The following is a 14,153-nucleotide window of genomic DNA, read 5'->3' as shown; positions in this document are numbered from 1 at the left end:
TGCCCACTTGATGCCGCAAGCCCCGCCCGGATGCAATCAGGCGGCGTAAGCGTTTTCCAACACTTCGATCCGCCCCACCGCATCGACCAAAGCCACATCAAACCGCACTTCGGTCAACTGTCCGGCCGGTTCGCCTGCCAGAAATTCCGACGCCGCCCCATAAATCCGCGCCATCTGCCGCGCCGTCAGATGTTCTGCCGCCTGCGCATGGGTCTTGCTTTGCTTGACCTCAATGAAGATCACCTCAGCGCCATCGCGCGCAATCAGATCAATTTCCCCTGCCGAACCGCGCCAGCGCCGCGCGCAAACTGCCCGACCCGAACGGTCATAAAGCTGTGCGACCTGTTCTTCGGCAGCAAACCCTGCGTGATACGACCGTGCCCCGCTCATCCGCCTGCCCTTTTCAATGCCAGTTGATACATGTCGCGTCGTGGCAAACCGTAAGCCTGCGCCACCGCAGCCGCCGCATCCTTCATCGTCATATGCGTCAAAGCCTGATCCAAAGCCTGTTCCACCGTTGCCGCATCCGCCACTTGTTCGGGCGCGCGATCAATCAACACCACGATTTCGCCCTTCACATCGCGCCCGTCAAAGGCCGCCGCCAATTCGCCCAACGTCCCGCGCGACACTTCTTCGAATCGCTTGGTCAGTTCCCGGCACACCACAGATTTACGCGCTTCCCCCAACTCTCGCACCAATTCATCTAATAATGCCTTAACGCGTTTGGGCGACTCGTAAAGAATCACCGTTGCCTGCATCTGCGCCAGATCGCGAATGAAGGTCTGCCGCGCCCCTTTGGCTGCAGGTGGGAAGCCTGCGAACAAAAACCGGTCCGACGGCAGCCCCGACACCGTCAGCGCGCAAAGAACCGCCGACGCTCCGGGTGCCGACAGCACCTGATAGCCCTCGGCAATCGCCGCGCGGCCCAGCTGAAATCCGGGGTCCGAAATCAGCGGCGTGCCGGCTTCTGAGGCATAGGCCACCGACTTGCCCTCGGCCATCGCGCGCAGCAGCCGCGGCAAGGCGGCATCATTGTTGTGCTCGTGATAGGCCACCAGCGGCCTGTCGCCAAGGCTAACGCCATGAATTTCCATCAGATGCCGCAGCGTCCTTGTATCCTCTGCCGCCAGCACATCCGCCGAGGCCAGAATATCCAGCGCCCGCAGGGTGATATCGCGCGCCGCCCCAATCGGTGTGGCAATAAAATACAGTCCCGCCGCAAGGCGCTGCATCTGTGGCGTGGCTTTGGTGATCGTCACGCCAATCCCTCCCTGACAAGTTTACTTCCCGGCCCGATGCGCTTAACCTGAAGACCGATCCGCCACGGGTGAGGGAGTTCTATGTTGTCCGTTTTGAACCGGGCCCGCAAGTCGCTGGGCCAAATAGTTATTGCTGGTGCCGCAATGGTCTTGGCCGCTTGTGTGCCAGCCTCCGGCCCAACCGGCGGAGGCGCTCCGGCCTCTGGCAAGATTCAGGTGGCGCTGCTGGTGCCCGCAGGCTCCGGTCAGGCCAGCGATGAGCTGCTGGCGCGTTCGCTGCAAAACGCCGCCCGCATGGCGATTTCCGATCTCGGCGGTTCGGCGCAGGTCGATCTGCGCGTCTACAACACCGCGGGCCAGCCCGCCCAAGCCGCCGCAATGGCGACCCAAGCCGTCGCAGACGGCGCACAAGTCATTCTTGGCCCAGTCTTCGCGCAAGAGTCCAATGCCGCAGGCGTCGCCGTTGCGGGCTCTGGCGTCAATGTGCTGGCCTTCTCGAACAACCCCGATATTGCTGGCAACAACGTCTTCGTGCTGGGGCCAACCTTTGGCAACACCGCCAATCGGCTGGTCTCTTACGCGGTGCGGCAAGGCAAATCCCAGATCATGATCGTGAATGACCGCAACTCGGCAGGCGAGATCGGTCGCGCAGCGATCGAGCGCAGCGTCCGGGCGTCGGGCGGTTCGGTTGTCGCCACCGGCAACTATGAATTTTCGCAAAACGGCGTGATGGCGGCGGCGCCGGGTATTGCTGCATCGGCAAGATCTTCGGGGGCGCAGGCGATCTTCCTGACCGCTGATACCGCAGGGGCCTTGCCGTTAATCAGCCAGAAACTGGCCGACAGCGGGTTGTCCTCGGCAACCGCGCAGTTCATTGGCCTCACCCGTTGGGACATTCCGGCAGCCACCCTCGGCCTGCCCGGCGTGCAAGGCGGTTGGTTCGCGCTGCCTGATCCGGCGCTCTATGCGCAGTATCAGGCGCGCTACCAATCCACCTTCAGCGAAGCGCCGCATCCGATTTCCGGCCTTGCTTATGACGGTATGGCCGCCATCGGCGCGCTGATGAAGAAGGCCGGTCCCGGCCCAATCTCCAAACAAGCCCTGACCCAAGGCGCGGGTTTTGTCGGCGTCAACGGCATCTTCCGCCTGCGCTCGGACGGCACCAATGATCGTGGCCTTGCTATCGCGCAGATCCAAGGCGGTCGTGCCGTGGTGGTCGATCCGGCACCGCGCAGCTTTGGCGGGCCAGGTTTCTAAGGCCACAGGCCAGGGGTTAACGCGATGAAGAATGCCGTGGCACCAGCGGTCAGCCCCGCCGCCGCTCCTGATCTGTTGATCCCCGCCGCCGATCTGATCGACGGCGGGGCGATGCTTTCTGCCATTCTGGCCGAACTGCCCGCAGCGGATGCCCGCGCCGGACGCGCCGTTGCCGTGCGCCATATGGTGCTGGCAAAGAACCGCGCCAATGCGGCGCTGGAAACCGCTTTCCTTGCGCAGCCGATGAAAGCCCGCGCGCTGGTTTCCGCCCAATCGCATCTGACCGATGTATTGGTCACAACCGCCTTGCTGATCGCCCGAGATCATCTGCACCGCGCACAATCGCCCACCACCGCCGAGCGCCTGACCGTGCTGGCCGTCGGTGGCTTTGGCCGCGCCGAGATGGCACCGCATTCCGATGTCGATCTGCTGTTCCTGACGCCGTGGAAGATCACGCCTTGGGCGGAATCGGTGATCGAATCCATGCTGTATATGCTGTGGGATCTGAAACTGAAGGTCGGCCACTCCAGTCGCACCGTCGCTGATTGCATCCGCTTGGGCCGCGAAGACATCACCATCCGCACCGCCCTGTTGGAGCATCGCTTCATCGCGGGCGACGCCAGCCTTGCCGCAGAGCTGAACGAACGCCTGTGGTCCGATCTGTTCCGCAACTCTGGCCCCGAATTCATCGAGGCCAAGCTGGCCGAACGCGCCGAACGTCACAAGCGCCAAGGCGGTCAGCGCTATGTGCTGGAACCCAATGTCAAAGAGGCCAAAGGCGGTTTGCGCGATCTGCAAACGCTGTATTGGATCGGCAAATACCTGCTGCGGGTGTCCTCTTCAGCCGGTCTGGTCGGCGCGGGCCTGCTGTCGCGCGAAGAATATGACAAGTTTGAGCGCGCCGAGAATTTCCTCTGGGCCGCGCGCTGCCATCTGCATTACATCACCCACCGCGCCGTTGATCAGTTGACCTTCGATGCGCAGGTCGATGTGGCCAGCCGCATGGGCTACCACGACACCACCGGCCGCCGCGCCGTGGAGTTGTTCATGCAGGATTACTTCCGCCACGCCACCCATGTCGGAGAGCTGACCCGGATCTTCCTGACCGAGCTTGAAGCCCGCCACGCCAAACCCGAATCCAGCATCCTTGGCATGTTCAGCCGCCGCAAGGTCAAGCCCCCCTACAAGCTGGTGCAAAGCCGCATTGACGTGCTGGACCAAGCGCAGTTCCTGTCAGACCCGCTGAACCTTTTGCGCGCCTTTGAAGAAGCCCTGCGCTCGCGCCATCTGCTGCATCCCAACATCATGCGGGTGATCGCCGGTAATCTGGATCTGATCGACGACGATCTGCGCGACAATCCCGAAGCCCAGCGCATCTTCCTCGATCTGATGCTGAAACACGGCAACCCAGAACGCGCGCTGCGCCGGATGAATGAGTTGGGCGTGCTTTCCGCCTTCATCCCCGAGTTTGAAAACATCGTCGCGATGATGCAGTTCAACGTCTACCACCACTACACGGTGGACGAACACATCATCCAGACCATCAGCGTCTTGGCGCAGATCGAGCGCGGTGAGCTGGTCGAAGACCTGCCGCTGTCGTCCTCGATCCTGAAGGCTGGCGTCAACCGCCGGGTGATTTATGTCGCCCTTCTGCTGCATGACATTGGTAAGGGCCGCCCGGAAGATCATTCCATCATCGGCGCGCAACTCGCCCGCCGCATCGCGCCCCGGCTGGGGCTGGATCAGGAAGAATGCGAAACCGTCGAATGGCTGGTGCGCTATCATCTTCTGATGTCCGACATGGCGCAGAAACGTGATATCGGCGATCCCCGCACCGTGCGCGATTTCGCCAAGGCGGTGAAAACCCGCAAACGGCTGGACCTGTTGACGGTGCTGACCGTCTGCGACATTCGCGGCGTCGGCCCGACCACCTGGAACAACTGGAAAGCCATGCTGCTGCGCCAGCTGTACAGCCTGACGACAGAGGCGCTGGAAGGGGGCTTGGAAACCATCAACCGCGACAAGCGCGAAGATGAGGCCAAAGCCGCGCTGCGTGTGCGCCTGTCTGATTGGACCGAAGCCGAGATCAAGACCGAAAGCACCCGTCACTACACGCCCTATTGGCAGGGCCTGTCCACCGATACGCAAGAGGTGTTCGCCCGCCTGCTGCGCGGTCTGGGGGATGATGAAATCCGCATTGATCTGCACCCCGAACCCGCCCGCGACGCCACCCGCGCCTGTTTCGCGCTGGGGGACCATCCCGGCATCTTCTCACGCCTTGCAGGCGCGCTTGCCCTCGTCGGGGCCAACGTTGTCGATGCCCGCACCTATACCTCGAAAGACGGCTACGCGACGCCGGTGTTCTGGGTGCAGGATGCCGACGGCAAGCCCTATGACGTTGAACGCCTGCCCCGCCTGCGCGGCATGATCGAGAAAACCCTGCGCGGCGAAGTCATCCCGCGCGAAGCTCTCGCAGGCCGCGACAAGATGAAGAAGCGCGAACGCGAGTTCCGCTTCCCGACCCATATCACCTTCGACAACGAAGGCTCGGAAATCTACACCATCATCGAGGTCGACACCCGTGACCGCCCCGGATTGCTGTATGATCTGACCCGCACGCTGGCGGCCAACAACATCTATATCGCTTCGGCGGTGATCGCGACCTATGGCGCGCAGGTGGTCGACAGCTTCTATGTCAAAGACATGTTCGGCCTGAAACTGCACACCAAACCCAAGCAAGAAGCCCTCGACCGCAAACTGCGCCAAGCCATAACCGAAGGCGCGCAGCGGGCGGAACTCAAGGTCTAGCAAAAAGCGGGCGCGCTGCGGGTCAAACGGAACCGCAGAGCGCCCCCTCCGTTACGCCATCACATTGACGGATTCGACCGCCATGCTGGTCAGCTTGGCATTCGCCGCCTTTTCCATGTCGAGGATCTGCGACAGCAGGTCATGCGCCTCGGTATGGCCCAGCACTTTCGCCCATTCCCGCAGCGTGCCATAGCGCGCGATCTCATAGTGCTCGACCGCCTGTGCCGCTGCGATCAGCATCGCATCCAGCGCCACGCCGCTGGCGTCTTTGATGATGCCATCGGTCTCTTTGATCAGCCCGTCGATCGCGTCGCATTTGACGCCCTCGGCCTTCTCGCCAATCGAGGCAAAGACTTTCTTCAGGATCGCGACCTGTTCTTTGGTCTCTTCCAGATGATGCGTAACCGCCTTTTTCAGCTCGGCATTGCCAGCGGCAGCAGCCACTTTCGGCAGGGCTTTGGTCAGCGCGATTTCTGCATAGTAGATGTCTTGCAGGGTGTGGTGAAAAGCTTCGGCAAGGGTTTTCATGATGGTCTCCATAAGGTTGGGGGATCGAATGGCGCTATGGCAGCGTCCATTCGGCAAAAGGCAGCCGACCGCAGCAGCCAAGCTGCGACCGACTACGGGTAATTCTCATGGCCTCAGATCGGGCCTCTCAGGCCGGGGGCCAGATGATCGAAACGCCTCAGATATAGGCCTTCGCGTCGTCCGGCGTCGGCAAGCGCCCGTCCGGCGTCATGTCGTGAACGGCTTCGGGGATGACGCGTGACAGCCGCTCCAGCAAGGTTTCGCGGCTCAGCCCGGTCTTGGCAGACAACTCCGCAATCGTGTCCTCGCCCAAGGCCGCCTCTAAATCCTGTGCAGCCACAGGTTTGTTGTCGCCCGCCGCAACCCAGCTTTCCGCCGCTTCGGCTTGGCCCTGACCCCGGAAGCGGTCGACCAATCCGGCAAGACCGCCCGACAACGCCCCCGGCCCGGATGTGCCGGTAAAGAACGCGCCAATGTCCGACAGCACGGTCGAGATCGACTGGCTGTTGCGCGCATCCAGCCCGGTTGCAGACGGATCGCCCGCAGCGCCAGCCTTGCGCAACATATCGCTGATCTTGTCGCGGTTTTGATAGCCAGCCACTGCCAATAGCGCCAGCAGCGCGGTCATCGAAGGCATACCTCTCGCCATGATCTTTCTCCTTAAGCACAAGTTTGCCGATGCGCCTTGCAGCGCGAATTCATAGCCACGCGGCGCTCAGGCGCGACGCGTTGCAAAGCCCCAAACCAGCAGCACAATCACCGCACCCACCACGGCACCGATCAACCCAGCGCCCTCATACGGCGCATACCAGCCCATCGATTGCCCCAGATAGGTCGCCACAAACGCGCCGACGATGCCCAGCACCGTGGTCAGGATGAACCCCGATGGTTCGTTACTGCCCGGCGTCAGGAGCTTCGCCAGCACCCCGGCTACAAACCCGATCAGAATGGTCCAGATGATACCCATGTTGGTCCCCGCCTTTTGCCGCTTCAATGGTCAGACCACCCGTGGTTGGTCTATGAGATTGAAACGCCGCAGGACCAGATCCGTTCCATTTCGCGCGCGCAAAATGTTGCGCCGCCTCTTATGCCAGTGATAGGGCAGCGCGCCAAGTTGGCGCGCGCCCACCAGAATGACCGTTGTGAAAAGCCAACACCAACGCCCTAGGATCGTTCACATTGGCCAATGTTTCGCACGAGTGCGCAGAGGTTTGCGACGATCTGGCGAAGCAACTTCGGAACGGGAGTGTGAACCCCCAGATGTTTTCCCAGCAAACCACCGTCACCACATCAGGCCGTTACTTCGCCGTGCTTCGCAGCATCCACGCCGCCTGCTCGTGAAATGCCAACCGCCGCGTCGCCAGATCAGCGGTGACCGGATCGTTGCTCTCTACCGCCAGATTGAACAACGCATGGAACCCCACCGCCACCACCGCATGATCCTTCGCCAGATCTTCGATCATCTCCTGCGTCGTAGGCAAACCCACAAGATCCGTGATCACCGACAGCCTCATCACCTCGGCCAGCGAAAACGGCGCCAGTTCCCCAAGTGCGCGTATACGCTCTGCAAGATCATCGGCAGCTGGAAACATTTGGTTGTATTGCTCGTCGGTCAGATGGTGCAGCACATAAAACTGCGGCCCCTCGACATTCCAGTGATAGGCGTGGGTCTTGAAAATCAAGCGGTAGGTGTCCGCCACCGCATGCCTCAACCCCGCAGCCAGCGCCGACGCATTCTTCACCCCGGTTTGCACCGGCTCGGCATTGGCAACAACTCTCAATCGCTCGGTCATTTGGCTTCCTCACCTGATCGGCTGCGCAAGCTGGATGGGTACCTGAAACCAACGCCCAACCCCCCGAATGGTTCCCCCGCCCCATCGGGTGTTCCCACTCTGTAGGGTGCGTGATTTCACGCACCTCCCCACGCCCAACACGTCACCAATTCTCCCCTGCCCCAATCCCCTGTAAGCTTTGGTCCAAACCAAAGGGCCGCCCATGAAGCCGATCAACCTGCAGCACGCCAGTCTCATCGTCGAGATTTCCCATGCCAGATAACGACACAGCGCCGCCGTCCACGCCCTGATAGATGAGGCAGCGCCCACCGCCCTGCACGCGCTGTTGGATATATTCGAGCAAGACAAATTCCGCGACCCTTCAGAACCGGGCCGCCTTTGATTGCAAATCACTGACGCCTACGGTCACGCACAAGACGTCGCCAAAGCATCAGATGACCTGCCCGGCGAGATGTACTCCGACGCAGGCTGGCTCGCACGGTTTTCAAGCCGGGCAGATCGCAAGGAATAGGGTAGAATTGGATGAGTAAATGATAAGTGCGGCGATCATCGAGTTCATGGGGTATCTTTCGCACGAATGCAGCGTGTTTCGCGCATTGCTTGAGGATGAAGTGGATATAGAAACGGGCGAAATTTTTCCCCATTGCTGGATGGCGCGGGTAACAGATGCATTCTGCGCTGGTGAGTTAAATCAGATCGAGCAGAACATGCTTCTGCGTGAGGCTGAAAAACAACTCAAACCCGAGGATGACAGTCTCAGCAATCTTATCGCCGTCTCCTTTGTCGAGAATTTACCGCCTCCGCAGGAACATGGATACAAACTTATCGCGGGCTACCCAGCGCTGCTGAGGCAATATGCTATTGTCTTCGGGTCATCGTGACTGTCGCAGGTTACGCAATCTGACAAGGCTCGCTCAATAGAACTGCCCACAAGGCCAGCCCATGCTTGGCTAGAGCTTAACAACCCCTTAATACCCCCACCCTAACCCTTTGAAATTCCATACCCCACCCCGCTGTCCACACGCGGACACATCTGCGTGGCCGCCCGCTCTCGCCGAAATTTCCCAATTCACCCCACCCCCATTCCCCTGTAAGCCTTGCCCAAACCAAAGGGCCGCCCATGAAACCGATCAGCCTCTTGCGCTCCATCTTCACCGTCGGCGGCTGGACCCTGTTGTCCCGCGGGGCAGGTTTCGCCCGCGACATGATGATGGCCGCCTATCTCGGCGCAGGCCCCATAGCCGACGCCTTCAACGTCGCGTTTTCCCTGCCCAACATGTTCCGCCGCTTCTTCGCTGAGGGTGCCTTCAACATGGCCTTCGTGCCGATGTTCGCCAAAAAGCTGGAGGGCGGCGAGGATGCCCACGGCTTCGCCCGCGACGCTTTCAACGGCCTTGCCGCGATCCTGATCGTCTTCTCGATCATTGGCACCATCGCGATGCCGTGGCTGGTCTGGGCGATGGCCAGCGGTTTTGCCCAAGACCAACGCTTCGACCTCGCCGTGCTCTACGGTCAGATCGGCTTTAACTACATCCTGTTCATCAGCCTCGTCGCCCTGCTGTCCGGCGTGCTGAACGCCCACGGCCATTTCACCGAGGCAGGCTTCGTCCCCGTGCTGATGAACCTGATCTTCATCGCCATGATGTTGCTCGCCACCCAGTTCGGCTGGGACATGGGGCTGACCCTCGCCTGGGCCGTTCCCATCACCGGCGTCGCGCAACTTGCCTTCACCTGGTATGCCGCTGCCAAGCTCGGCTTCAGCTTCGCACCGCGCTGGCCGAAGATGACCCCCGAATTGAAACGCCTCGCCATCATCGCAGGCCCGGCGATCCTGTCGGGGGGGGTGGTGCAGATCAACATGCTGGTCGGCCGGCAAGTCGCCTCCTACACCGAGGGTGCGGTGTCGTGGCTGGTCTATGCCGACCGTCTCTACCAACTGCCGCTCGGGGTGGTTGCCATCGCCATCGGCACCGTCCTGCTTCCCGACCTAAGCCGTCGCCTGCGTGCCGGAGACGAGGCCGGAGGCCGCGAAAGCTTTAACCGTGGCACCGAGCTTGCCCTCGCCCTGACCTTCCCCTGCGCCGTCGCCCTGATGGTGATCGCGATGCCGCTGACCGCCGTGCTGTATCAACGCGGCGCCTTCACCGCCGACGATACCGCCGCCACCGCCCTCGTGCTGGCGATCTACGGCGCGGGCCTGCCTGCCTTCGTGCTGCACAAGGTCTATCAACCGCTGTACTATGCCCGCGAAGACAGCCGCAGCCCGTTCCGCTTCGCCGTGGTCTCGATGATCATCAACGCCGTGATCGCGGTCGGCCTGATGCCCTATATCGGCTTCGCCGCAGCCGCCCTTGCCACCACGCTTGCAGGTTGGATGATGGCCGCCCAACTCTGGCTTGGCACCAAGCGCATGGGCGACGCCGCCCGCTTTGACACCCGCTTCCGCAGCCGCGCACCCCGTATCATCATCGCCGCCATCGTGATGGGTTTCGCCCTATACGGCGCACAGGCCGCCCTTGGCGATATGCTGGCAAGCGACGGCTGGCGCTACGCCGGCCTCGCCCTGCTGATCGCCACCGGTGTCTTGAGCTACTACGCCGCAGGCAGCGCGATCGGGGCCTTCAAGCTGTCAGACTTCCGCAACCTGCGCAAACGCAAGTAACCTCAGCGCTGCCGGATACGGTCCCGCACCCGCTCAAACCCACCGGGGCTGACCACGAACGACAACAAGAACCCCGCCGCAAAGCCCGGCAAATCCGCCACCCAAGACCAGTCATGCCCGGTCTGCCCCATGCTGGGCACCAGCATCGGCATCAACGTGAAGAACGCGCCAAAGATCAGTTGCACCGCCAGCAGCGCGCCGATCAGGCTGAACGCGCGGAACTGGTTCACCCCTGTCCCCGCCAAGCGCACCCAGATCAGAAACGAGAACGCCCCGATCAGGCCATAAACCCCCGGAAACGCGCCAAACAGCGGCTGATGCGGCACGGTATAGGCATAGACCAATGCGCCGATTGCCCCTGACCCGAAAAACACCAAAGCCACCGCCCAGCCTTTGAACACCTCGCCGACGAACTTGCCCAAAGCCATCACCATCGCGATGCCAAACAGCGCCTGCGTGGCCGAGCCGTTGATGAAGCCAAAGCTGAAAAACCGCAGCAGCAGCTCCAGCCCCACCGCCCCAGCCGCCAGGTTCAACCGCCAGAACTCTGGGAACACGCCGTAACCTTCAATTGCCGCAACCCGCCAGCCCACCGCCTGCGGCCCGCCGATCACCCCGGCATCCGCCAGACTGAACGCGATCTCCAGAACGATCATCGGCAGCGCCAGCAACCACACCACCCCCGGCAGCGGATTGATCGGCGCAATCAGGTCGGGGCGCTGATAGTCGTCTTGCATGATACCTCATCGGGGTTCAGATCGGTCGGGGATAGCTTCACCGGGGGGGCCGCATTGATTGACGCCCCCGCCCCGCAGCGTTAAGCCCAAAGCGCAGCTTTTTCCAGATGGAGTATCCCATGTCCGAGCCGGTCCAAACGCCTCAGACTTTCCCCACCCGCATTTTCTCGGGCATCCAGCCCTCCGGCGGCTTGACCCTTGGCAACTACCTCGGCGCGCTGAAGCGCTTCGTGCAAAAGCAGGATGAGGGCATCGAGACGGTCTATTGCCTTGTCGACATGCATGCGATCACCGTCTGGCAAGACCCGGCCAAGCTGCGCCAACAAACCCGCGAAGCTGCCGCTGGCTTCATCGCCGCTGGCATTGATCCGGCGCGCTCGATCCTGTTCAACCAAAGCCAGGTGACGGCCCATGCCGAACTGGCATGGATCTTCAACTGCGTCGCCCGCATGGGCTGGATGAGCCGGATGACCCAGTGGAAAGACAAGACCGCTGGCAAGAATGCCGAGGCCGAATCGCTGGGGCTGTTCGCCTATCCCGCGTTGATGGCTGCCGATATTCTGGCCTACAAGGCCACGCATGTGCCCGTGGGCGAAGATCAAAAGCAGCATATCGAACTGACCCGCGACATCGCGATGAAGTTCAACCATGACTACAAGGTGAATTTCTTCCCCGTCACCGAGCCGGTGATCGAAGGCGCCGCCACCCGCGTGATGTCTTTGCGCGATGGCACCAAGAAGATGTCGAAATCCGACCCCTCGGATCAATCCCGCATCAACCTGACCGATGATGCCGACACCATCGCCAAGAAATTCCGCAAAGCCAAAACCGACTCCGAGCCGCTGCCCGACAGCATCGAAGGTCTGAAAGATCGCCCCGATGCCCGCAATCTGGTCAACGTCTACGCGGCCCTTGCCGATATGACGCCGGATGCCGTGATCGCCGAATACGCGGGCGCGCAATTTGGCACCTTCAAGCCCGCGCTGGCCGATCTGGCAGTGGCGAAACTGTCGCCGATCACCACCAAGATGAGCCAGCTGATGCAAGACCCGGCTGAGATCGACCGTATCCTTGGCGAAGGCGCTGCCCGCGCCGATGCCATCGCGCGGCCCATCCTCGATCAAGTCTATGACATCGTCGGCATGATCCGCTCGCGTCCGTTCTGAAACCATGCCAGCCTGCCGAAAGACAGGCTGGCATCCGCGCGACGGAGGATAAGATGACAACCCGGAACCGCACCCCCGGCGCGCGCCTCTGCCCCAACGCCGGGTCCGACCGCAATTTCGCGCGCCAAATCTGATGTGGCGCGGCCTCACCCGGCTGATTTTGCTGATGGTTCTGGCAGGCTCTTTGGCAGGCACCACCCTCACCGCCGCCCGCATCGCCTCTGATCCGCTGATCGCGCCGTTTGTCGAGGCCAGCAAAGCTCAGATCGCCGCCGCGACCGAGCGGATGCTGATCACCGCCGCCACGCCCGAGACCCTCAGCGCCCATATCGCCAACCGGCTGGCTGAAACACCGCGCAACTGGCTTGCGCTGGATGCGCTGGTGGATCTGGCTTACGAGCGGAAAATCCCGCTGCCCTCGGCGCTGAACGCCGCCGTGCAAACCGCCCGCGAAGATGATCACAGCTATTACGCCACCGTCACCTCCTGCGCCGCCTGCGCCTATGACCCGGCGCAATGTTCGCTGTCCGAAGTGATGATCTGCCAAGCCTCCATCGCCCTCACCCCCATCGGTGACATCGCAGGCATCACCCGCGCCGGGGTGGCCTATGCTTCGGGCGATGAAGTCGACCAGATCGACCTCGCCCTCTCAGTGGTCGGATTGGGAGCCACCGCCGCCATCCTCGCCTCCGGCGGTTCCTCCGGCGTGGTGAAGGCGGGCGCGAGCCTCGCCAAACTCGCCCGCAAAATGGGCCGCCTGTCGCCGCGCTTGGTGGATATGGCCGTCACCGCCGCCCGCACCGGGGTGAATTGGGCCAGCCTCCCCGCCGTGCGCTCTGTCGATGATCTGACCGCCGCGATCCGCACCGAAGCCTTCCTGCCGCTGACCAACACCCTGACCGACCTCAGCCGCCTGAACACCGCGACCGACGCCACCACCGCGCTGCACCTGCTGCCGATGGTCGATGATGCCAATGACGCCCGCCGCCTTGCCAATGCCGCCGAAGCCCTCGGCCCCAAACTGGTTGGCCGCGCCGAAGTCCTCGGCAAATCTCGCCTGTTCCGCGCCACCTTGCGCTTTTCCGAAACCGCCTGGGCGCTCGGCGCGGGCCTCGTCGGCCTGATGCTCTCCACCGCCAGCCTGATCGGCGGGGTGATCCAACACGCCCTCATCAAACGCCTGCGCCGTCAGATAAAACCCAGCGCCTGACGCTGCCCTAAGGAGCCTCCGGCGGGGATATTTGAGCACAGAGGATGAGCCTAAGCAGTTGCTCTTTTCAAAATACTCCCGCCGGAGGCATCCGCCGCCCGCGCAGAACACCCTGCAAATCTTTTAAAGCGAACCTCAATGCCAAGCCGAATTTCGTCTTTCCTTGAAATTCGTCTTGCTCAAGATCACTCCGCCATCATCGCTTTCAACACCGCCTGAGCCTCAACCGAATCCCATTCCGCATCGCCAATCAACCGCGCCACTTCCTCGCCCGCAGGATTGACGATCACCGTCACCGGCAGCCCCATCACGCCCATCTGCCGCGCCAGCGCCGATTTCGGATCGCGCAGCACCGGCAGCGATGTCACCCCCGCCTCGGCATAGAACTTCTCGATCATCGCCACGTCATTGCGCCCTGTCGCCACCGGCACTACCGCAATCTCGGGCACTGCCACCGCCAACCGATCCAACGACGGCATCTCTTTGCGACACGGCGCGCACCATGTCGCCCAGAAGTTCAGCACCACCCATTTGCCGCGATAGACCTCCAGCGAGGTTTCAGCCTCGGCCCCATCCAGCAACACCGCCTCGGGCAAAGCCACCACTTCCGAATGCACCGCCAGCTTCTTCATATCGCCAACAAGCAAACCATCCAAGCTGCCCGCATTTGCACCAAAGCCAAAGGCCGTATACAGAGCCACCAACAGCATCTTGCGCATCATGTCGAAGGCCC

The 14,153-nt window shown here is 62.0% G+C and carries 14 protein-coding genes; 6 read left to right on the top strand and 8 right to left on the bottom strand.

What is annotated here, in order from left to right; translation table 11 throughout:
* Positions 1 to 36: 36 nt before the first annotated feature.
* Positions 37 to 390, bottom strand: a complete 354-nt coding sequence (locus U1A24_RS06490) for a YraN family protein (protein ID WP_322321157.1) — start codon at positions 388 to 390, stop codon at positions 37 to 39.
* Positions 387 to 1,259, bottom strand: a complete 873-nt coding sequence (rsmI, locus tag U1A24_RS06485; protein WP_416173466.1) for a 16S rRNA (cytidine(1402)-2'-O)-methyltransferase — start codon at positions 1,257 to 1,259, stop codon at positions 387 to 389. Before rsmI ends, U1A24_RS06490 begins: the two co-directional genes overlap by 4 nt.
* A gap of 81 nt (positions 1,260 to 1,340) precedes the next feature.
* Between rsmI and U1A24_RS06480 the strand changes: the two genes are divergently transcribed.
* Both U1A24_RS06480 and U1A24_RS06475 read left to right on the top strand, forming a co-directional pair.
* A complete protein-coding gene (locus U1A24_RS06480) occupies positions 1,341 to 2,516 on the top strand; it encodes a penicillin-binding protein activator (RefSeq protein WP_322321156.1) in 1,176 nt (391 codons plus the stop codon).
* A gap of 24 nt (positions 2,517 to 2,540) precedes the next feature.
* Positions 2,541 to 5,324: a [protein-PII] uridylyltransferase gene (locus U1A24_RS06475; protein WP_322321155.1), complete on the top strand. Its 2,784-nt coding sequence runs from the start codon at positions 2,541 to 2,543 to the stop codon at positions 5,322 to 5,324.
* A 51-nt stretch (positions 5,325 to 5,375) separates the two neighbouring features.
* Here the strand turns inward: U1A24_RS06475 and U1A24_RS06470 are convergent, their stop codons facing one another.
* The 4 genes from U1A24_RS06470 to U1A24_RS06455 all read right to left on the bottom strand — a co-directional run bounded on the left by U1A24_RS06470 (position 5,376) and on the right by U1A24_RS06455 (position 7,645).
* The gene (locus U1A24_RS06470) at positions 5,376 to 5,852 is read right to left on the bottom strand and encodes a ferritin-like domain-containing protein (RefSeq protein WP_322321154.1); all 477 of its coding nucleotides are present in this window, start codon (positions 5,850 to 5,852) and stop codon (positions 5,376 to 5,378) included.
* Between the two features lie 157 nt (positions 5,853 to 6,009).
* Positions 6,010 to 6,501, bottom strand: coding sequence for a YidB family protein (locus U1A24_RS06465; RefSeq protein ID WP_322321153.1), 492 nt, complete (start codon positions 6,499 to 6,501; stop codon positions 6,010 to 6,012).
* 66 nt (positions 6,502 to 6,567) lie between these two features.
* Positions 6,568 to 6,819, bottom strand: a complete 252-nt coding sequence (locus tag U1A24_RS06460; RefSeq protein ID WP_322321152.1) for a GlsB/YeaQ/YmgE family stress response membrane protein — start codon at positions 6,817 to 6,819, stop codon at positions 6,568 to 6,570.
* A gap of 331 nt (positions 6,820 to 7,150) precedes the next feature.
* Positions 7,151 to 7,645, bottom strand: a complete 495-nt coding sequence (locus tag U1A24_RS06455; RefSeq protein ID WP_322321151.1) for a Dps family protein — start codon at positions 7,643 to 7,645, stop codon at positions 7,151 to 7,153.
* A gap of 530 nt (positions 7,646 to 8,175) precedes the next feature.
* Here U1A24_RS06455 and U1A24_RS06450 point away from each other — a divergent pair.
* Both U1A24_RS06450 and murJ read left to right on the top strand, forming a co-directional pair.
* On the top strand, positions 8,176 to 8,526 hold the full coding sequence (locus U1A24_RS06450) for a hypothetical protein (RefSeq protein WP_322321150.1): 351 nt from the start codon (positions 8,176 to 8,178) through the stop codon (positions 8,524 to 8,526).
* A gap of 239 nt (positions 8,527 to 8,765) precedes the next feature.
* Positions 8,766 to 10,307 (top strand): murein biosynthesis integral membrane protein MurJ, encoded by a 1,542-nt coding sequence (gene murJ / locus U1A24_RS06445; protein WP_322321149.1) that lies wholly within the window; start codon positions 8,766 to 8,768, stop codon positions 10,305 to 10,307.
* Between the two features lie 2 nt (positions 10,308 to 10,309).
* Here murJ and U1A24_RS06440 read toward each other — a convergent pair whose 3' ends face one another.
* The gene (locus U1A24_RS06440; RefSeq protein ID WP_322321148.1) at positions 10,310 to 11,044 is read right to left on the bottom strand and encodes a rhomboid family intramembrane serine protease; all 735 of its coding nucleotides are present in this window, start codon (positions 11,042 to 11,044) and stop codon (positions 10,310 to 10,312) included.
* Positions 11,045 to 11,163: 119 nt separating this feature from the next.
* Between U1A24_RS06440 and trpS the strand changes: the two genes are divergently transcribed.
* On the top strand, positions 11,164 to 12,210 hold the full coding sequence (gene trpS / locus U1A24_RS06435; protein ID WP_322321147.1) for a tryptophan--tRNA ligase: 1,047 nt from the start codon (positions 11,164 to 11,166) through the stop codon (positions 12,208 to 12,210).
* A 133-nt stretch (positions 12,211 to 12,343) separates the two neighbouring features.
* Positions 12,344 to 13,420 (top strand): hypothetical protein, encoded by a 1,077-nt coding sequence (locus U1A24_RS06430; protein ID WP_322321146.1) that lies wholly within the window; start codon positions 12,344 to 12,346, stop codon positions 13,418 to 13,420.
* 185 nt (positions 13,421 to 13,605) lie between these two features.
* On the opposite strand, the gene U1A24_RS06425 is transcribed toward U1A24_RS06430, so the two are convergent.
* Positions 13,606 to 14,139, bottom strand: a complete 534-nt coding sequence (locus U1A24_RS06425) for a TlpA disulfide reductase family protein (RefSeq protein WP_322321286.1) — start codon at positions 14,137 to 14,139, stop codon at positions 13,606 to 13,608.
* Positions 14,140 to 14,153 lie beyond the last annotated feature (14 nt).

It is taken from the genome of Cypionkella sp. (genome assembly GCF_034376685.1).
Classification (GTDB): domain Bacteria; phylum Pseudomonadota; class Alphaproteobacteria; order Rhodobacterales; family Rhodobacteraceae; genus Cypionkella.
This window is presented reverse-complemented; position numbering and strand designations above follow the sequence as displayed.